11 protein-coding genes are annotated in these 19,942 nt (G+C 67.5%); 3 read left to right on the top strand and 8 right to left on the bottom strand.

Annotated features, from left to right (window positions below):
* Positions 1-61 precede the first annotated feature (61 nt).
* Positions 62-1,285, top strand: coding sequence for a GNAT family N-acetyltransferase (locus AB0B64_RS46760; RefSeq protein WP_357960813.1), 1,224 nt, complete (start codon positions 62-64; stop codon positions 1,283-1,285).
* Between the two features lie 269 nt (positions 1,286-1,554).
* Positions 1,555-2,808: a hypothetical protein gene (locus tag AB0B64_RS46755; protein WP_358189923.1), complete on the top strand. Its 1,254-nt coding sequence runs from the start codon at positions 1,555-1,557 to the stop codon at positions 2,806-2,808.
* A 211-nt stretch (positions 2,809-3,019) separates the two neighbouring features.
* Here the strand turns inward: AB0B64_RS46755 and AB0B64_RS46750 are convergent, their stop codons facing one another.
* The 8 genes from AB0B64_RS46750 to AB0B64_RS46715 all read right to left on the bottom strand — a co-directional run bounded on the left by AB0B64_RS46750 (position 3,020) and on the right by AB0B64_RS46715 (position 18,526).
* Positions 3,020-4,042 carry a LacI family DNA-binding transcriptional regulator gene (locus tag AB0B64_RS46750; RefSeq protein ID WP_358189915.1) on the bottom strand — a complete coding sequence of 341 codons (1,023 nt, stop codon included), beginning with the start codon at positions 4,040-4,042 and terminating at the stop codon, positions 3,020-3,022.
* Between the two features lie 326 nt (positions 4,043-4,368).
* A complete protein-coding gene (locus AB0B64_RS46745) occupies positions 4,369-5,793 on the bottom strand; it encodes a non-reducing end alpha-L-arabinofuranosidase family hydrolase (RefSeq protein WP_358190486.1) in 1,425 nt (474 codons plus the stop codon).
* A gap of 103 nt (positions 5,794-5,896) precedes the next feature.
* Positions 5,897-7,627, bottom strand: coding sequence for a family 43 glycosylhydrolase (locus AB0B64_RS46740; RefSeq protein ID WP_357960822.1), 1,731 nt, complete (start codon positions 7,625-7,627; stop codon positions 5,897-5,899).
* Positions 7,624-10,350, bottom strand: a complete 2,727-nt coding sequence (locus AB0B64_RS46735) for a beta-L-arabinofuranosidase domain-containing protein (protein ID WP_358189902.1) — start codon at positions 10,348-10,350, stop codon at positions 7,624-7,626. The genes AB0B64_RS46740 and AB0B64_RS46735 overlap by 4 nt, the downstream gene beginning before the upstream one ends.
* A 667-nt stretch (positions 10,351-11,017) precedes the next feature.
* A complete protein-coding gene (locus tag AB0B64_RS46730; protein ID WP_358189893.1) occupies positions 11,018-12,478 on the bottom strand; it encodes an endo-1,4-beta-xylanase in 1,461 nt (486 codons plus the stop codon).
* Between the two features lie 585 nt (positions 12,479-13,063).
* Complete coding sequence (locus AB0B64_RS46725; RefSeq protein WP_358189881.1) at positions 13,064-15,889, bottom strand: glycoside hydrolase N-terminal domain-containing protein; 2,826 nt, start codon at positions 15,887-15,889, stop codon at positions 13,064-13,066.
* Positions 15,890-16,058: 169 nt separating this feature from the next.
* Positions 16,059-17,162 (bottom strand): lectin, encoded by a 1,104-nt coding sequence (locus AB0B64_RS46720; RefSeq protein WP_358189870.1) that lies wholly within the window; start codon positions 17,160-17,162, stop codon positions 16,059-16,061.
* 593 nt (positions 17,163-17,755) lie between these two features.
* Complete coding sequence (locus tag AB0B64_RS46715) at positions 17,756-18,526, bottom strand: FadR/GntR family transcriptional regulator (RefSeq protein WP_357959900.1); 771 nt, start codon at positions 18,524-18,526, stop codon at positions 17,756-17,758.
* Positions 18,527-18,659: 133 nt separating this feature from the next.
* Between AB0B64_RS46715 and AB0B64_RS46710 the strand changes: the two genes are divergently transcribed.
* Complete coding sequence (locus tag AB0B64_RS46710; RefSeq protein WP_358189849.1) at positions 18,660-19,940, top strand: extracellular solute-binding protein; 1,281 nt, start codon at positions 18,660-18,662, stop codon at positions 19,938-19,940.
* The last annotated feature ends 2 nt before the right edge of the window (positions 19,941-19,942 follow it).

The raw sequence follows: 19,942 nt of genomic DNA, 5'->3' as shown, positions 1-19,942 counted from the left end.
AGCATATAAATACACAGATCACCCGATGCGTCATGTGTGTTTATCCGGCCACGCTCGAAGCATGACAGCCACCTACCCGCTGCGAACCATCGGCGCCCATGAGCTCGACTCGTGGGCTCGCATGGTCACCACGACCTACGGCCAGGACTGGTACGAGGGCGGCCTCAGGAACGCCGCCTCTTCCATCGAGCCCGAACGCACGATCGCCGCCTACGACGGGGAGGAGATCGTCGGCGGCGCGTCGATCTACGGCCGCATCATGACGATCCCCGGCGCGGCCACACCTGTCGCCGGCGTCACGCTGGTCGCGGTCCTGCCCACGCACCGGCGGCGCGGCATCCTCACCGCGATGATGCGCAAGCAGCTCACCGACCTGCATGAATCGGGTGGCGAGCCGATCGCCGCGCTCAACGCCGCCGAGGCCACCATCTACGGCCGCTTCGGGTACGGCGTCGCCAGCCATGTGGCCGAGATCCAGGCGGACAAAAGGTTCATGGCCCTGCGGCCCGGCACCGACTTCGGCGACGGAACGATCCGCCTGCTCGACGGTCAGAAGGCGCGGCCGCTGCTGGAGAAGATCTACGACACCGCCCGCCGTACGGCAGTCGGCTGGGTCGACCGCACGGAGAAGTTCTGGCAGGCCCGGCTGGCCGACGGCGAGCGCGTTCGCGACGGTGGGACAGCACTGCGCTACGCCGTCCACCTGGAGCCCGGCGGCGAGGCCAGCGGCTACGCCTTCTACCGCTCCAAGCCGGGATTGGCGCACGTCATCGAGGTCGCGGCCACCACCAGGCAGTCGTACGCCGCCCTGTGGCGCTTCCTCATCGACCTCGACGCTCACACCCACCTCAGCTACGACGGCGCCATCGACGAGCCGCTGAAGCACCTGCTGACCGACCCGCGTGCGACCCGCGCCACCGTGATCGACAACCTCTGGGTCCGCCTGGCGGACGTCGACCGGGCGCTGGCGGGACGCCGCTACTCGACCCCGCTGGACCTGGTTCTGGAGGTCCAGGACACGTTCTGCCCGTGGAACGCGGGACGCTACCACCTGGGGGCCGACGGCGAGTCCGTCACCTGCGAACGCACCCGAGCCCGGGCCGACCTGCGGCTGACCTCCGCCGAACTGGGTGCGGCCTACTTGGGCGGCACCACCCTGTCGTCCCTGGCGGCCGTCGGCCGAGTCGAGGAACTGCGCGGCGGCGCGGTCACCGCCGCCTCCCTCGCCTTCCGTGGCGAACGCGAGCCGTTCCATCCCTCGGGCTGGGCCTTCCCGGCCTTCTGATGCGCAGACAACCATGAAGCTTCCCACCGACACCGCAACACCAGCCTCACCGGGATGTGGCCGACCTCAACGACCTGCGAACCGTCCACGGATTATGAGTCGGCTCGATAGGTGTCACCGGCCGGCGCATGACGCGCTAGCCGTAGAGCATGCCCGGACCGGCGGTGAGGATGCTCTTGTCGGAGGCGGGCCTGTTGACGCCGCTGGTGCGGCATGTTGTGATCCACACATGCGTATTTCGTACTTATTTAGTAGGAAATAAGGTGGCTATGAGGTTCCTCCAGCGTGCCGCCGCAGCTGTCATGCTCCTGGTGAGCGCGGCGGGCATCCAGGTCGTGCAGAGTGGACCGGCGCAGGCGGCTCTGCCCACTGCCGCCGTCGCGCTCGGCGACAGCTTCGTCAGCGGGGAGGGCGCGGGGGACTACCAGCCCGTCGTCGACGCCTCCGGTACGGCACAGGCCTTCCCCGGCTGGTCGGCGCCCAACAGCAACGCCTACTTCTGTCACCGGTCGGCGAACGCCTCGGTGTTCACGGCGTCGCTCCCGGGCATTCAGCAACGTTTCAACCTCGCGTGCTCCGGAGCCCAGCCCGCCGACATCGCCACCCCCTCAAGCGCCCGGGCCGAGGGCCGCGCCGTCGCCTCGCAACTCGATCAGCTGCGCGCCCTCGCCCAGACGCACGACATCGACGTCGTCCTCGTCGGCCTCGGCTCCAACAACAGCTACTTCACCTTCGGCGACGTGGCCACGCTGTGCGCCAACCGCTTCATCGCCGACGCCTGGACAGGCTGGTGGGAGTTCTGGGCCTATCTGAAGGGCGAGGTGCCGCAGAGACCCTGCACTGCCTCGGACCTGGCCACCGACGCCGAGGTCGCCGCCGCCACCACCGAGACCACCGCGGGCCTGCGCCAGATCCTCGACACCCTCGACCAGATCGACGCCGACGGCACCCACCAGGTGATTCTGCAGACCTACACCAACCCGCTGCCGCCCGACATCGCTCCGGAATACTACGACGAGGACGGCCGCACCGACACCCGCGACAAGTTCCGCGCGCTCGGCGCCGAGCGCTACGCCGCCGGGTGCCCGATCCACCGTGCGAGCCTCGCCCCCGGGCACGTGTTCTCCGAGAACCTCGGCTCCCTGGTCGAGAACGCGTATGCCACGCTGGCAGCCGAACGCCCGGCGGCCGACCTGCGCGTACTGGACGTCCAGAGGGCTTTCGACGGGGCCAGGCTCTGCGAGAACCCCGACAGCCCGGCGGGTGCGCTGGCGACGCCGGTCCGGGTACAGGACGGGCCGTCCGGCACGTTCATCACCAGCCTGTCCGGCTGGGACAAGATCGGCATCCAGCGGGCGGCGAACACCTGCGTCACCTACTTCCAGACCTGCCAGGAGTCGTGGCACCCCAACGCCGCGGGCCAGACGGTCCTCGGCCAGTGCCTGACCGGCGCTTCCGCCGCGGCGCCCCGCACGATCGTCACGTGCGCCCGTAACGCGGACGGCACGCTCACCATCTCCTGACGTCTCCTCAGCTTCGCGTCCGGCTGTCTGGAGCCGGACGCGTCGCGGGGGCAAGCGATCGGCCCGGGCAGCGTGGCGGGGACGGCGCCGCCCGAGCTGCCGTCGGCGCAGGCGCACGGCTGGGTGTTGCTGCGAGTTCGGCCGTAGAGGGCAGGGGCCGTCTGTCGTGCTCGCTGTGCGCGGCGGCCGACGGTCGAGGACGCGTTTCGGCTCAGGCGGACGGGAGTGCGGGAGGCGCGGTGCTCTCCCGTACGACGAGTTCGGTGGCCAGCTCGACGCGGCTCTGTGGCAGCTGCTCGCCATGGGCCAACGTCAGCAGCATCGAGGTCGCCGCGGCGGCCATCTTGGTGAGGGGCTGCTGGATGGTGGTCAGCGGTGGAATGGCCCACCGCGCCGATGGCATGTCATCGAAGCCGATCACGCTGAGATCATCCGGGATGCGCAGGCCGAGCTGATGGGCCGCGTGGTAGACGCCGATGGCCTGGCCGTCGTTCGTGGCAAAGAACGCGGTCGGCCGGTCGGGCAGGCGCAGCAGGTGGTGCGCTTCGGCCATACCGCCCTCGATGAAGAAGTCCCCCCGGCCGATCAGCGCCGGGTCGACGGGCACGCCGGCCATGTCGAGGGCGGTGCGGTAGCCGTCGAGACGGGCCCGGCTGGACAGTGCGGAGTCGGGCCCCGCGATGATGGCGATGCGGCGATGCCCGAGCTCCAGGAGGTGGCGGGTGGCCGTGAGGCCGCCGGTCCAGTTGCCGGCGCCGACCGATGGGATGTGCCGCGCGGGATCGTCGGCCGGGTCCAGCAGGACCAGCGGGATCTCGCGGCGGGCGAGTTGTTCGTGCTGGGTCTCGGTCAGGCCGGAGAACACCGCGATCACACCGATCGGACGGCGCCGCAGCACGCCCTCCAGCCAGGCGTCTCGGGCGGTGTGGTCACGGCGCAGGTCCGATATCCCGACCATGAGGTCGTGCTCTCGCGCGACCTCCGCCACGCCTTTGGTGATCTCGACGGGATAGTCGCCCTCCAGAGCGTGAAAGACGAGATCCACCAGGGCTGCCGGCGTGGAGCGGCGGCGCTGGCGGCGGTAGCCGTGCCGGCGGATGAGCTCCTCCACGGCGGCGCGGGTTTCGGACGACACCGCGGAACGGCCGTTCACTACCTTGGAGACCGTCGCGGTGGAAACTCCGGCCAGCTCGGCGAGCTGAGCGATGGTGAGAGGAGACGACTCCGTGGGCATGGCGGCAGTTTGTCACGGAGTGCGGGCAGGCCGGCAGTGCCGGCTTGCCAAGATCAAAGCTTCTGGGCCACCGGGTCATGGGCTCTGCAGGAGGATGAAGACGAGCAGCAGCGCGCCGATGAAGATCTTCGTCTACGAGGAGCTGGGCGTGCCCTCGAAGCTGATGATGGTCTGGATGCGCGGGTCGAAGCCTGCCGTTGACGGAGGGGCGGCCCGGATCGCCGGTCCGCCCCGAAACAGTGTGCCGAGCCGGAGGGCCGTCTCGCGGAAGGGCACGAGCAGGCGACCCTGCCGCGCCGGCTCCGAGCCGGACTCGTGTCACGCCATCAGCGCTGCAGCGTCAGCAGACCCGGCCGGTAGGGCAGGAGGCCGTAGTCGCCGCCGGAGTTGGGGTTGCGTCCCTGGTAGAGCAACTGCAGGTTGCAGGGATCAACGGTAAAGGTCTGATCGGCGCCGGCACGGACCAGCTCGCCGTGGCTGATGTCGTTGGTCCAGGTGGCGCCGCTGTTGGCCTTGCCGGCGAAGGGGTTGCTCTCGGTGGCGGCCTGCGGTGTCCATGAACCGTTCAGGCTGGTGGCGGTGAACGAGCGGAAGTAGCGGCCCTGCGCGCCGATCGCCTCGACGAGCATGAGGTATCGGTTCTGGCCCTGGAGCTGGTAGACCTGAACGGCTTCGAACAGGTTGTTCGTCGTGTCGCTCATGACCACTGTCGATGTGGTACCGAAGCTGCCCGGGAAGTTCCCGATGGGCATGCCGGCCCGGTAGATCTTGCCGTTGTCGCCGGCGAAGAACAGGTACATGTTGGTGCTGTCACCGATGAGTGTCTGGTCGATGGGTCCTGTTCCGGAGCCGGAGATGCTGCCGGAGAAGAGCACCTGCTGGGATGACCAGCCATTCGGATTGGTGGGGTCGCTGGAGGTCCGGTAGGAGAAGGCGGTCCCGCCCCACTGGTAGGCGAGCACCCAGATGTTCTTCGGGGCGAAGTAGAAGAGTGTGGGTGCGACCGTGGAAGAGGACATCGTGTTCTGGCCGGCCGAGGCCATGTCGGACCAGTTGGTGAAGGGGCTGAAGTTCATCGAACCCCACTTCGTCCCCGTGTCGTGCGTGGTGGCGTAGACGAGATGCCTGCCGTTGTAGGGGGCGACGGTGAAGTCCTTGAGCGAGACCCATCCCGACTTCGGGTTCGCCAGCGGGCCCGTCGATGTCCAGCGGTATGTCGACGGAAGATCGCACGGACCGGGGTTGCCGCCGCCGTCGACCCGGACGAGTTGCCATTGCTGGTTGTCGCCGCCCCAGTCGTCGTACTGGACGATGTTCGCGCCGTCGGCGGTGGAGGCGCCCTGGACCTCCAGGGCCTTGTTGCTGTTGCGGTTGATCAGCCGTACGTAACCCCCGGTGGAGTCGGCGAGGCTCCATTGCTGGTTGGAGCCGTTGCCGTCGGTCCACTGGACGATGGCACCGCCGTTGGCGGTGGAGAAGTTGTAGACGTCCAGGACTTTGCCGGAGTGGCGGGACTTGATGCGGTAGTAGCCGCCGCCGGAGTCGACGAACTGCCATTGCTGCTGGTTCTGGTTGTTCCTGGTCCATTGGGTGATGCGGCCGCCGTCGGCGGTGGACAGGTTGTAGACGTCGAGTGCCTTGCCGCTGTTGCGGTTGACCAGGACGTACCAGGCATTGGTGTCGACGGTGGCCGCGTTGGCGGACTGAGCCTGAAGGGCGACGAACAGGCTCGCCAATAAGGTGGCCACCATCGCGAGAACGGATAGGGATCTGAATCTCATGATGTGCTCCGATTTATCCGACTTGCACGAGTTGCCATCGCTGGTTGGTGCCTTCCTGTGTCGACGCGTTGCCTCAGGGGGTGGTGAGGTCGAAGCGGCGCACGGTCACCGCTCCGCCGAGGGACTGGGTGGCGTAGTTGAAGATCCCGAAGCGGTAGCCCATGAAGAACTGCCAGGCGTTGTTCAACGTGAAGGCCGGGCCGAGGCTCACGAAGTTGCTGCCGTCGGTGCTGTAGGAGAAGCGGGCCTGCCTGCCAGAGCCGGGCCGGATGTCCGCGTTGACCCGCAACCAGAGCCGGCCACCCGAGATGTTCGCGCCTGCCGCCTCAGCACCGGTGCCGGTGGTCTGCCACGAACTGTTCATGGTCAGCCCGTTGGTCATCACGACCCGGTTGACGCCGTTGTCGCGTTTGACGCCGATCCAGGCCGACTGGTCGCGCAGCATGGCCAGCCCGGCGCGGTCGCCGTTGGCCATCTGCGAGTAGTCGAGCTCGATCGTCGCCGTCGAGGACGGACCCTGGATGCGGTGGGTCAGGGTGTTACGGGCGTTGTAGAGGTCGCCGGTGACGGTCGCGGTCTGCAGGCGCAGGCCGTTGCCGGTGGAGAAGCGGCTGGTGTCGGGGTTGTGGTTCCACTCCCAGCGGTGGCCGAGGCTGCCTGAGGTGAAGGTGTCAGGGCCGATCATGGGCGCCACGGTCCGGCTGGTCTGGATGTTCGGCATCGGGTAGTTGACGCCCCAACCGCCGTTGACGGTCTGCACGGTCGGCCAGTCATTCATCCAGGCGATCGGCGCGAGCGCCGGGACCCGGCCGCCGGGGTAGGCGTCGACGAACGACATGTAGTACCAGGCGCCGTTCTGGGTCTGGACGAGCCCGCCCTGGTGGGGGACGCCGCCGCCGGAGATGGGGCCGGGCATGTTGAGCAGGACCTGCCGCATTTCGTACGGGCCCCACGGCGAGGTGGAGCGGAGCACGTACTGGCCGTTGGCCGGGCGGGTCAGCCAGATGTAGTAGTAGCCGTTCCGCTTGTAGAAGCGGGAGCCTTCCAGGGTGCCGACGTTGCTCGGGGTCTGGAACACCTGCTGAGCGCGCACCTGGCTGAGCCCGTCGGGCGAGAGCTGGGCCACGTTGATGGTGCCGTTGCCGTAGGCGACGTACATGGTGTCGTTGGCGTCGATCAGCAGGCCGGCGTCGTAGTAGCAGTTGTTGATCTGCGAGCGCTTGGTCCACGTGCCGTCGACGGCTGAGGCGGTGTAGACGTAGGTCCGGTTGAACTCGACGCAGCCGATCCAGTAGTAGGTGCTGTTACTGGGCCGGTAGTTCAGGGTCGAGGCCCAGATGCCCTTCACGTACGCCCGGCCGCCGTTGAGGTCGTAGGCGCTCGAGTTGAAGTCGAGCCTCGGGACCGAATGCCCGGCGTACTCCCAGTCGACCAGGTTGTAGGAGCGCAGGATCGGCGCGCCCGGCGAGTAGTGCATCGTCGAGGCCGAGTAGTAGTAGGCGTCGCCGACCCGGATGATGTCTCCGTCGGCGAAGTCCTGCCAGACGACCGGATTGGTGTAGGTGCCGCCCGGATTCGGGTCGCTGCTGACCGGGACGAGTTGCCATTGCTGGTTGTTGCCACCCCAGTCGTCATATTGGACGATGTCGGCGGTGGCGGCGTTCTGGACTTCCAGGGCCTTGTTGCTGTTGCGGTTGACCAGCCCGTACCCCGTGCTGGTGTCGACCGTCGCGGCCGACGCCTGGGGCGTGAGTAACACGCCCACGAGAAGCAGAGACGAGAGCACCGCGAGCACGCGCCTCACAGGAACCTCCAGAGGTTGGTGTTCGAGCCGTTGTCGTCGGCGAGCACGATCTGCGCGCCCTGGGACGTCCCGCCGAGGCCGAGGACCCGGCCGCCGTTGGCGCACTGGATGCGGAAGGCGGCGCCCGACCCGTAACGCAGCCGCCAGCGGTGGTCGGCGGTGCCGCTGTCGGCCCACTGCACGACGCGCGACCCGGAGGCGGTGCCCAGGTTCTCCACGCCCAGCACCTTCTGGCTGTTGGAGTTGAGCAGCCGCAGGTAGCCGCCGGTGTCGACGATCGCCGTCCACAGCTGGTCGGTGGTGCCGGTGTCGCCCCACTGGACGACGAGCGCGCCGTCGGCCGTGGACATGCCGGTGACGTCGAGCACCATCCCGGTGCCTGCGTTCTGGATACGCCGCGCGCCGTTCGGCACGAACCGCCACTGGTTGTCCGGGCTGCCGTTGTCGGAGTCCTGGACCACCTGGGCGCCGTTCGCGGTCGAGCCGTTCTGGATGCCGAGCAGCTTGGAGCTGTAGACGTTGCGGATCTTGACGGAGCCGTCGCCGACGTCGATGATCGTCCAGCGGTGGTCGGCGGTGCCGGTGTCACCCCACTGGAGCACCCGGGCATTGTCCGCGGTCGACATGTTCTCGACGCCGAGCACCTTGCCGCTGTGCCCGTTGCGGAAGCGCAGGGCACTGCCTTCGACGACCGGGACCCAGTCGTGGTCGGCGGTGCCGTTGTCGGTCCACTGAAGGGCCAGGCCGCCGTCGGCGGTGGACATGTTCTGGATGCCGAGGGCCAGCCCGCTGGCCGCGTTGACCAGCCGGAAGCCGGCCGTGCCGGTACCGCCCTGACCGCCGGTGCTCCAGTAGACGACGTAGTTGTGGTCGTGCGCGTCGTAGAACGGCCCCAACTGCACCGACGCGCCGTCGGCCGTGGCGGTGAAGGCCAGAGAGGTGGTGCTGGTACGGGTGATCGAGGAGGGGGTCAGCGCCGGGGCCGACGACAGGCTCGTGTCGCCGTAGTCGCCCGACAACACGACAGGGCCGTAGGTGACGGCTTGCACGCCGGGGTTGTCGTTGGCGGCCTTCATGACCACCCGCATGGGCAGCCGCACGGTCACCGTGTCGCCCGACGCCCACGAGCGGGTGAGGTCGGCGTAGGTGCCCGGCGTGGTGGTGATGTTCTGCTGGACCCCGTTGACGCTGATCGTCGCGCCCTGGGTCCAGGCCGGGATACGGATGCGCATCGTCCACGATCCGCTCACATTGCCGGTGACCTGCAGCGACGTGGTGTCGCCGACCGGATAGGAGGTGGTCTGGCCGACCGTGATGCCGCGCTGGCTCCAGTCGAGCGTGGAGGACGTGAACAGGTTCACGAACAGGGTGGTGCCGTTGTGGAAGTAGATCGAGTCCATCAGTTTGGTGTTGGTCTCGAGGCCGGTGCCCTGGCAGCACCAGAAGGAGTTGTAGTCCGTGCTCCAGGTGCCGCCGCCCCAGGCTGGGCCGACGCCCCGGCGTCCGCCCGGGTTGAGCGGGGTGAAGTAGGTGACGTGCCCGCGTGCCTCAGCCGGGTTCTGCTGCCCGATCAAGTGGTTGAGCAGGGCGTTTTCGTAGTAGTCGAAGTAGTCGGCCCGGGTCGGCGACAGCAGCCACAGCTCCCGGGTCAGCTTGAGCATGTTGTAGGTGTTGCACGCCTCGCCGGTGTCCCTGGTCAGGTGGGCGGCTATCGCGTTGGGGGCGCGGAAGTGCTCGGCCTGGCTGTTGGAACCGTTCGCGTATGTGTGCGCTCCGACGGTGATGAACCAGGCGTTGGCGGCGATGTCGCGGTAGCGGGTCGTGCCCGTCGCCTTGTACTCGCGGGTCGCCCCGACCCACTTGGGCACCTGGGTGTTGGCGTGCAACCCGTTGAGCTGGTCCTGGTTCGCGGCCAGCGGGTTGAACACGGCCGCGTGGTCGAACCGCTGGGCCGTGGTCAGCCAGCGGGAGTCGCCCGTCATCTGGTACAGGTCCGTCAGCACGGCGTTCATGCCGCCGAACTCGGTGCCGAGCATGGCCTGCATCTGGCTTGAGCCGAGTCGCGACGTGCGGGCGTCCACCCACCCTGCCAGGGCCAGCAGCACGGTCCGGGCCTGGGTGTTGCCGATCAGCCGCCACACGTCCAGCAGCCCCGCCAGGGTCTTGTGGATGCAGTAGTAGGGCACGTTGCCGTTGGTCAGGGTGCGGTTCTCCACAGCGGTGATGTCGGACTCGGGGAAGCCGGACAGGTAGCCGCTGGTGAACCCGGCGGCGCCGTTGTTCGCCTGGCATTTGGCCAGTTCGGCCACCATGTAGGTGGCCTTGTCCCGGCAGGTGGTGTCGCCGAGCACGGCGTAGGCCTGCGCCCACGCCGTCAGGAAATGACCCTGCATGTGGGATCGGAACGGGAAGCTCGGCGCGTCCCAGCCGCCGTTGGCCGCCGCGCCGTTGGTGGACAGCCGGTGGTTGGCCCTGAAGACGTACAGGAGCCGGTCGACATCGACGAAGCGCAGGTAGTTGAGGGTGCGGTTCTGGTTGTCCAGCAGGCGGCCGGGGGCCAGCCGGACCTGGCCGAGGTCGAACTCGTAGGCCGAGACGCCGATGTCGGATCTGGCCCAGGGGAGTGCGGCCAGAGCGGGGGATGCGCCGGCTATCTGGTTTGCGGCCGAGAGTGCGGCGGTCGCGCCTGCGGCCTGAAAGAGCTGACGGCGGCTCAAGGACATGCGGAGCTCCTCGCAGATGGGGGGTGGTGACCGGCCGCCGCCGGTCACGGGTTCATCGGGTTAGGCCCTCGGAGAGGCCGCCCTGGCTGATGGGCGGAGACGCTGCTCGCGAACGCCGCGTTAGCGTTAACAGTTCGCTCATGCGATCACCCAGAAGCTGGTGCGGGGGGACATCCAGGGCTCCTTGACTAGATTGCAAACAGCTCGAAGCTGTTAGCGCTAACATTGATCTTGTCGAGCTGTACGGGCTGCTCCGTTGAGTACGTTGTCGCGGAGTACATCCGACGGTCCCGCCCGGCGTCAACGACGGGTACCCCCTGCCGCCCTGGATGTTGCCGTCAGAACGCTTTCCCGTCTGGAGTTTTGCCTCCGAGGAGATCACGCCGAACTGCTCGTGCATGTGAAAGTTTCAGAGAAGTTCAAGGTAATCTGCCACGGATCACAAGTTAACTTGCTCTCTTGGTGGCGTGGCCCAGATGTGAGTGCCGGGGCTCCGACATGCTGCACGGGCCGGATCGAGGGGCCGCTTGGGTCTGCGGTCCACGACGGGCGTGGCTCACCCCTCTCGGCCCCTTCGCCGGGGCCGGGGGAGGATCGCATCGGGAGTGCGGTCAGCAGGTGAAGCTGGTCCAGGTCACCAGGCGCCAGGGCGAGCAGTCGGTGAAGCTCACGCGGTGCCCGCGTTGTAGGTCCACTTCTGGTTGCTGCCGCCCCAGCAGCTGTACAGCTGCAGCCCTGTGCCGTTTCCGGTGCCGCCGCCGACGGCGTCAAGGCACAGCCCGGACTGCACGCCCACGATCGTGCCGTCGGAGTTGACGCGCCACTTCTGGTTGTCGCCACCCCAGCAGGAGTAGATCTGGATCTTGGCGCCGTTGCCCGTGCCCCCGGCATCCAGGCACTTGTTGCCGTACACCGTCAATTCCCCTGCTGAGGTCTGCGTCCACTGCTGGTTGCTCTGACCGTTGCAGTCCCACAGTTGCACCGCGGTGCCGTCGGTGGTGCTGGAGCTGGGCACGTCCACGCAGCGGCCGGAGGCCGTGCTCTTGATCTGCCCCGCGTCGCCTCCGCCGGGCGGCGGCGTCGTGCTGCCGCCGTTGAGCGCGTTGAGCACCGAGGTGTAGGCGGCCTTCTTGTTGCCGTTGCCGTCGAAGAGCAGCGGGGTGGCGTTGGCGCCGAGCCAGGAGTCGCTGTCGCGAACCCCCCAGACCGAGATGCCGGCACAACGCGGCACCGCCAGGCAGTCGTTGACGACGTTGGCGTACGTGGTGGCCGAGCCGCCCTGGATGTCCAGCTCGGTGATCTGCACGTCCACCCCGAGGGCGGCGAAGCTGGAGATGGTGGTGCGGTAGTTGCTGTTGTAGGGGCTGTTGCCGTTGAAGTGCGACTGCAGGCCGACGCAGTCGATCGGCACGCCGCGGGCCTTGAAGTCCTTGACCATGTTGTAGACGCCCTGCGTCTTGGCCCAGGTCCAGTTGTCGATGTTGTAGTCGTTGTAGCAGAGCTTGGCGGCCGGGTCGGCGTTGCGGGCGGTGCGGAAGGCGACCTCGATCCAGTCGTTACCGGTGCGCTGGAGGTTGGAGTCGCGCCGGCCGCCGCCGCTGTCCGCGTAGGCCTCGTTGACCACGTCCCAGGCGTAGATCTTGCCCTTGTAATGGCCCATGACGCCGTTGATGTGGTCGATCATCGCCTGGCGCAGCGAGCTGCCCGACAATGACTGCATCCAGCCGGGCTGCTGGCCGTGCCAGGCCAGGGTGTGCCCGCGCACCCGCTTGCCGTTCTGCACGGCCCAGTTGTAGACCCGGTCCCCGCTGGTGAAGTTGAACTGGCCCCGGTTGGGCTCGGTGGCGTCGATCTTCATCTCGTTCTCGGCCGTCACCATGTTGAACTCGCGATTGGCGATCGTCGTGTAGGCGGAGTCGCCGAGCTTGCCCGAGGCGATGGCGGTGCCGAAGTAGCGGCCGCTCTGCGCGGCTGCCGCGCCGAGCGTGCTCGCTGCGGCATCGGCTGGAATCGCCGTCGCAAGTGCCGTGATCATGCCGAGTGCGCCGAGCGCGCCGGTGATCAGCGCCCGGCGGCGCGCGCCGAGCGGCCGCCGGGCGGCAGGCGGGGACATGGTGTTGACACGCATGCTTGAGCCTCCATAGGCGAATCATGGGAAGGGGGAACTCACCTCGGGCACTCAGTGTGTGGATCTCGCCGAAACTTGTCAAGAAAGTAGTGAAACTTTCGGAGTCGCCTGCTCATTCTGTATCTGCTGGACTGGCCAGATGCGCAATCTTGGTTCGAAATATTTCGGGCGGCTTGGCGGGATGAAAGTTTCATGGCGACGCTCTCGCTGGGTCGATCGCGTCCGGACTGGATAATCCGAGGTGAGCGCACCTGGTCGGTGCCTCCTCCGGCCACGGCAAGTTAAGGCGCTCTTGACAGTACCTTTTTGCCGCATATTTGCTGCGTCCCTCCACCGACATGGTGAACTGGACCGATCACGGCTCCCCGCTGAGCCTGACCACCTTCAGTTGGGCGAAGTCCGACGCAGCGGAAGCGGCTACCTGTTCAACGTGAACTGGTGGCAGTTCAGGACGACTGCGGCGTCCGCGACTCGACAGGCCCCGTCCCTTCGTCCTGATCCGCCCGCGTTCGGCCCCGCCCATTCGCTCGCGTCGGGCGGTTGAGTAACCCTCTCTCTCCAAAGTGATCGGCGGTGGATATGAGGTCACAGGCCCGTGATGGTCCATTGGTTGTTGGTGCTGTTGTTCGGCGTCCACATGGCCACCGTGGAGCCGGCTGTGCTGTTGCCCATGCCGTCGAGGGCCGTGCCGGTGCCGCGGTTGATGATCTGGTAGCGGCTGTTGCCCGTGCTGTTGAGGCGCCACTGCTGGTTGTCGCCGCCGCCCCACGCCGCCTGCCTGGCGTTGGCTCCGTTGGCGGTGTTGCCCCAGCTGTCGGCGACCATGCCGTTGGTACGGTTGACGATGCGGTACCACCCACCGCCCAGGTCCACGAGCTGCCACTGCAGGTTGGTGCTGCCGTCCCAGTTCCACTGCTTGAGGTTCGCCCCCGAGGCGACATTCCCGCCGCTGTCCAGCGCCAGGCCGGTGGCCGCGTTCGTGATCCGCACGTAGGTCGCCGGCGGGGTGCCGCCGGACCCGGTCATGCGGTATGTACGACCGGCCTGACCGGTCAATCTGATGACGTCGTTCTCGGGTTTGGTGACGCTGACGGTGTCGCCGGTCGTGGTGTCGACCACCTGGTAGGTCCCGGCGAATATCCGGCCGCGCACGTTGACCGTCCCGTCACGGTCGAACCTGATGAGGATCTCGGTGGCCCCGCCGGAGCTCCACGTCGCGTCCACGGTGTAGCCGCCGCGCCCTCGAAGACCCTGTGCCGTCCCGCTCGGCCAGGCCGCCGGGAGCGCCGGCAGCACGTGAAGCTCACCGTTGTGGCTCTGTAGCAGCATCTCGGCGATGCCGGACGTCGCGCCGAAGTTGCCGTCGATCTGGAATGGCGGGTGCAGGTCGAACATGTTGGGGGCGAGCCGGGCCGTCGTCACGAGGGCGCGGATCAGGTCGTGCGCCCGCGTGCCCTCCTCCATCCGCGCCCAGTAGTTGATCTTCCACGCCAGCGACCAGCCCGTACCGTCGTCGCCGCGCAGTTCGAGGGTCCGCCGCGCCGCGGTGTACAGCGCGGGGGTGCCGCGCTTGGTGATCTGGTTGCTGGGGTGCAGGCCGTAGAGGTGGGAGATGTGCCGGTGGTTCTGCTCGGTCTCGACCCAGTCGTACAGCCACTCCTGGATGTTGCCGCGCGAGCCCACCTTCATCGGCGCGAGCCGGTCCCGGGCGGCCAGGACCCGCGTACGGAAGTCGGCGTCGACGTTGAGCGCCTGGGCGGCGTTGGCGCAGCCGTTGAACAGGTCACGCAGGATCTGGTTGTCCATCGTGGGTCCGGCGCAGATGCTGACGCCCGAGTGGTGGTTGAGTTCGGGGGAGTTCGACGGGTTCGTTACCAGGTAACCCAGGCTCGGCTCCTGCACGAGGGTCTCCAGGAAGAACTGCGCGGCCCCCTTCATGGCCGGGTAGTACTGCCGCAGGAAATCGAGGTCGCCAGTGAACAGGTAGTGATCCCAGATCATGGTGGCCAGCCACGCGCCGCCGGTCTGCCACATGCCCGCCGCGGCGAAGTCGACGACCGACGAGGCCCGCCAGCCGTCGGTGTTGTGGTGGGTCACCCAGCCGCCGGCGTTGTACTGCACCCGGGCCGTGCGGGCGCCGCTGACCGTGAGATCGTTGATCATCCTGAACACCGGCTCGTAGCACTCCGGCAGGTTGGTGGTGTCGGTCGGCCAGTAGTTCATGGGCAGGTTGGCGTTGAGGGTGTACTTCGAGTCCCAGGACGGGGTCAGCGAGTCGTTCCAGATGCCCTGCAGGTTGGCTGGCTGGGTGCCCGGGCGCGAGGAGGAGATCAGCAGGTAACGGCCGTACTGGAACAGCAACGCCGAAAACTGCGGGTCGTTGCTGTTCGCGTGCTGCGCGATCCGTACGTCGGTCGGCTGGTCGGCGGCCGAGGTGCGGCCGAGGTCGAGCGTCGTGCGCCCGAACAGCCGCTGGTAATCGGCGACGTGCCGGCCACGCAGGTCGTCGTAGGTCCGGCCGGCGGCGGCGTCGAGATGGCGCCGGGCGATGCCCTGGTAGTCGCCGCTGACGTCCTTGTAGTTCACGTAGCTGGAGCCGATGGAGATCAGCACCGTCACGCTGTTGGCGGACCTTACCTGCAGGGTGCCGCCGGAGCTGCTGACACTGCCGCCTTCTGCGACGGCCCGGGCCAGTGCCAGGAACCTGACTTTGCCGGCCAGGCCCCTCTGGTCGCCGGAGATGCCGTCGAGCGCCACCGTCGTGCCGTCCGGGCTGGACCGCGTCGTCCGCTGCGGGCTGCCGAAGGTCGCCGAGAACGTGATCGAGCCGGGCTTGTCGGCGGTCAGGCGGAGGGCGATCACCTGATCCGGCGCGCTCGCGAGCACCTCACGCCGGTACCGGACGCCGTTCTGCAGGTACGTCACCGTCGTGGTGGCCGTGGTCAGGTCGAGGAAACGGTTGTACTCCGAAACCCCGGCGGCGCTGCCGAAGGTCAGTCGCAGATCGCCCACGGGCTGGTAGGCCAGCTGAGCCGAAGGGTTGCCCAGCATGTTCTGGTCGACAAGGGTCTGGGCCTGGCTCCACTGGTTCTGGAAGACGAGTTGCCGGATCTGCCCCAGCGCCGCCGCACCCTTCGTGTTGCTCTGGTCGTACGGCCCGCCGGCCCAGATGGTGTCCTCGTTGAGCTGCAGCCGCTCGGTGTCGACGTTGCCGAACACCATGGCGCCCAGGCGACCGTTTCCGATCGGAAGCGCGCGCAGCCACTCCGTGCCGGCGCTTTCGTCGTACCACAAGGCCAGATCGTTCGCGGCGCGCACCTCCGGAGGCGCCACCGACGCGGCCCGGGCCGCGGCCGTCCACTGCAAGGGCAACAGCGCGGCTCCAGCTCCAGCCGCGCCGAATCTCAGCACTTGTCTTCGCGATAAATCAGCCATTTTCGGTTCTCCAAGCCCATGAGGGTTTCGCGGGCGGTCGGCCTCCGTTGGGTACGAGCACTAGCCCTGCACCACATACGTGCCTGCGTGCTCGTGGTCATCGCCGGGGCGATGACTCGTCCCGGCGATGGCGCGTGGTCAGCTGTCAGACGCGGGTCCATTGCTGGTTGGTGGCGCCGGTGCAGGTCCAGATCTGCACCTTGGTGCCGTTGGCGGTGCCGTACCCGGACACGTCCAGGCACTTGTTCGCCCCTACCGCCGTGATGCTCCCGTCGGCGTTGAGGCGCCACTTCTGGTTGTTCTGCCCGTTGCAGTCCCAGATGATCACCGCGGTGCCGTCCGCCGTCCCGGCCCCGTTCACGTCCAGGCACTTGCCGCCGTAGACCCGCAGCTCACCGGAACTGGTGGCGGCCCACTGCTGGTTGGACTGCCCGTTGCAGTCCCAGATCTGCGCCTGCGCGCCGTTGGCCTGCGAGGCTCCGCTGACGTCCAGGCACCGCCCCGACCCCACACCCTTGAACGCGCCTGTCGCCGGCGGATCAACCGTCGGCGTCGGCGTCGGATTCGGGTCGCTGCCTCCGAACTGCGCGAAGAAGTTCCACACCACTGGCCTGGTCCAGGACTTCTCGCCGGGCTCCAAGTCGCCGGGCTTCCCGTCCACGGGACCGGGGGTATGGCCGGCGTCGAACGCCGCCCATGCGACCGGATACCCGGCCCGGCACCCCGAGTAGTTGGTGACGATGTGCGTAAGGCTGCCTTGCGCCGGCTCCGGCGGGTTCTGGGGGGTGCAGCCGTTGTTCCTGACGAACCTGTCACGTAGCGACCGGCCCGTGGAGATGTTGAGCACCGGATCCCTGAGGCCGTGCAGCCCGATGTACGCGATGGGCTCGTTGCCGCCGCTGCACCCGCTGAGCTGCCCGCCGGAGTAGACCGCCACGGCGCGGAAGACCGTCGCCCTGGTGCACGCGAGCGAGTAGCTCATGCCGCCGCCGTAGCTGAAGCCCATGGCGAAGCGCTGGGAGGTGTCCACACAGAGGTCCGCCTCGATCCGGCGGATCATGTCGTCGACGAAGGTGATGTCCTCACCGCCCGAGTTGGCCCAGCCGTTGTTGAAGCCCTGAGGCGCGACGAAGATCGCGGTGTTGTTCGACAATGCCCTGAGCCCGTAGTAGGACCAGGGATACCCACTGGTTCCGCCCCCGTCGACATCGTTGGCGGTGCCGCCATTCCAGTGGAATCCGAAGATCAACCGGTATGGGGTGTTGTTGTTGTAGTTGTCTGGAATTCTCAGAATATAGCTACGATTCTTCCCGCTGGTGGTAATCGACTGCGTACCGCTTCTCAGCGTTGGGGTCTTGCCGCATCCAGCGGTGCCCGCGAGGGCGCTCTGTTGTGCGAGAGGCGGGGGCGCGCTGTCGCCCAGCGCCGTATGCACCGTGGCCAGGACGACGAGCAGTACAGCGGAAGCGATAGCGGTGAGGAGGTATCTAAGCCTCGACATCACACATTTCCTTTCCCTTTTTTTGGGGGGACAACGTAAAAGGGAAGCCACTTCCACCGCCGTTTCCGGAGGTGAGGGCGTTGGAGTGTTAGCGCTCACTCAACGCCGCCATAATGGGGCCTCCTTTCTTCCTGGCGGCTGGAGGCGATGGTGCAGCGGAGCAAATATGACCGTGACAAGACCTGTCAAGGCTCGGCCTTCTCGACATTGCGGGCCTGTGCCTGAGACGACCCCATCGCTCCGGCTGCTGACCAGGAAAAGCGACCGTGGTCACCACTGACGCGCCGCGATGAAACTTTCACGGCCCTCGATCGAATCGGTTCCGTGGACGCGAACGGGTGCTAACGCTGCAACCGGGCGGGGTCGGCCGTTCCGCTGCGGCGGACGATCCAGGCCTCGGTGATGTGATGGAACATCGCCTCGGCGGCGCCCGCGGGATCGTGGGCGGCGATGCGTTCGTAGACGCGGCGGTGGCCGAGGTTCGACGCCACGCACAGGGCTCGCTCGGTCCGGCCCATGTACCGGGCGGTGTTGATGACCTGGCTTTCCATCGCCCGTACGACGCCACGGGCGATGCGGTTTCCCGACGCCCGCATGATCGTGTCGTGGAAGGCGCGGTCGCTTTCGGCGTAGGTGACCGGGTCGGCCACGAGCTCGTCCATCCGATCCACCAGTGCGCGCAGCTGCTCGATGGTGTCCGGCTCGGCCAGGCGGGCGGCGACGTTCGCCATGTCGGACTCCAGCACGCGCCGCGTGACGACGAGGTCGTCGAGGATCGTCAGGCTCTCGTCCGCGGCGATGGCCGCGGCGAGGACGAGCTCGTCGAGCATGTCCCACATCACCGGAGGGGTCACCATGGTGCCGGAGCCCTGACGGACCCGTACCAGTCCCTTGTCCTGCAGGACTTTCACCGCTTCCCGGACGACGGTGCGGCTCACGGAGAAGGCTTCGCACAGCGCGGGCTCGGTGGGCAGCGGCGTCCCCGGCGGGTGCACGCCGCGAACGATGCGCTCCACCAGCTCGGCGGTCACCGCTCTGGCGAGACTGGCCGGACGCTGGGCCCAGGCCGGTGGTGCCGGGACGGCGCTGCCCGTTTCCTGCGATGCCGTCATATCCCCCCTCTGGTGACTGGCAAGGACAGCGCGACCGCATCAGTCTACATGTCCCTCTTGACCGTAATACGTCATACGAATTATGTTTCCCAGGGCGACGGGCATATCGGCCGCTCTCGGAGGGTGAACAGCTATGAGGCAGCGAGCGTTGTGGTCGGTCCTGCTTGCCGCGGGACTGGCCGTGGCCGGCTGCGGGAGTGCGGCGCGGACGGAGTCCCCGTCCGGCGGAGACTCGCAGTCCAAGCCGCAGAAGCTCGTGGTGTGGGACTGGAAGTCCGGCGAACCGGCGGCGGCCACCTACATCGAGAAGGCGAAGGCCGACTTCGCCAATCGGCATCCCGGCGTCACCGTCGAGTTCGTCGCCCAGCCCTTCGACCAGTACTACACCTTGCTCGGCACGGCCATTCAGTCCAGCAAGGGACCCGACGTCATGCTGTTCAACGGGGGCGGACAGCTCCGCGATCGGGTCGCCGCGCTCCTTCCGCTGGACCAGTACGTGAGCGAGGACAAGAGCCGGTTGGCGGGCTGGGACGCCTTCAGCAAGGACGGCAAGACCTACGCCGCGCCGGTGACCCTGCAGGGCCACCCGATCTACTACAACAAGGCGCTCTACGAGAAGGCCGGTCTCGACCCGGCGAACCCGCCCAAGACCTGGGAGGAGCTGGTCAGCGGCTGCGCCGCCATCAAGAAGGCGACCGGAGCCGCGTGCTTCGCGCTCGGCAACAAGGAAGGCATCGGCATCCAGTTCTTCATGTCGGGCCTCGGCTCCGGCATCTTGACGTCTCAGGAGTACGACAACTGGATCGCCGGGAAGCGTGACTGGACCTCCCCCCACGTGAAGCGGATCTTCGAGCTGTGGAAGGACGCCGGCGACAAGGGGCTGAACAACGACGGTGCCAACTCCACCGCGATGTTCACCGACATCTTCAGGGTCTTCGAGACCGGTAAGGCCGCGCACATCATCGGGCTGATGTCGGACGTCGGGCACTGGAAGGACTTCGCCGAGTTCCTGCCGCCCGACAAGATCGGCGTCATGCCGGCCCCGGTCGTCACCGACGGAGCCACGCCCAGCCTTCCGTACGACGGCGGCATCGGCTACGCCGTCGCCAAGTGGACGAAGGACCCGAAGCTGGCCGCCGATCTGGTGCGATCCCTGACCTCGACCGACGCCTTGACCGCGTTCTACGCCAAGGCCGGCGCGATCGCGTCCGACACGACGATCGACGTCTCTCAGGCGGGCCCGGCCGTCGCCGCGATCGTGCCCGAGATCAAGACCGGCAAGCCCGCCCTGCATGTCGCGCTGTCCTCCAAGACTGTGGACCTGATGGGAAGACTGTCCCAGCAGCTCCTGAGTGGTTCGACCACCGTGGACAAGGCTGTGGAGCAGCTGGCCGCCTCCGACCGGACAGGCTGACC

It is taken from the genome of Nonomuraea sp. NPDC049129 (genome assembly GCF_040648495.1).
In the GTDB taxonomy this organism is placed as follows: Bacteria; Actinomycetota; Actinomycetes; order Streptosporangiales; family Streptosporangiaceae; genus Nonomuraea.
Note: the sequence above shows the minus strand (reverse complement) of the source record. Positions and strands in the feature narration are given on the sequence as shown.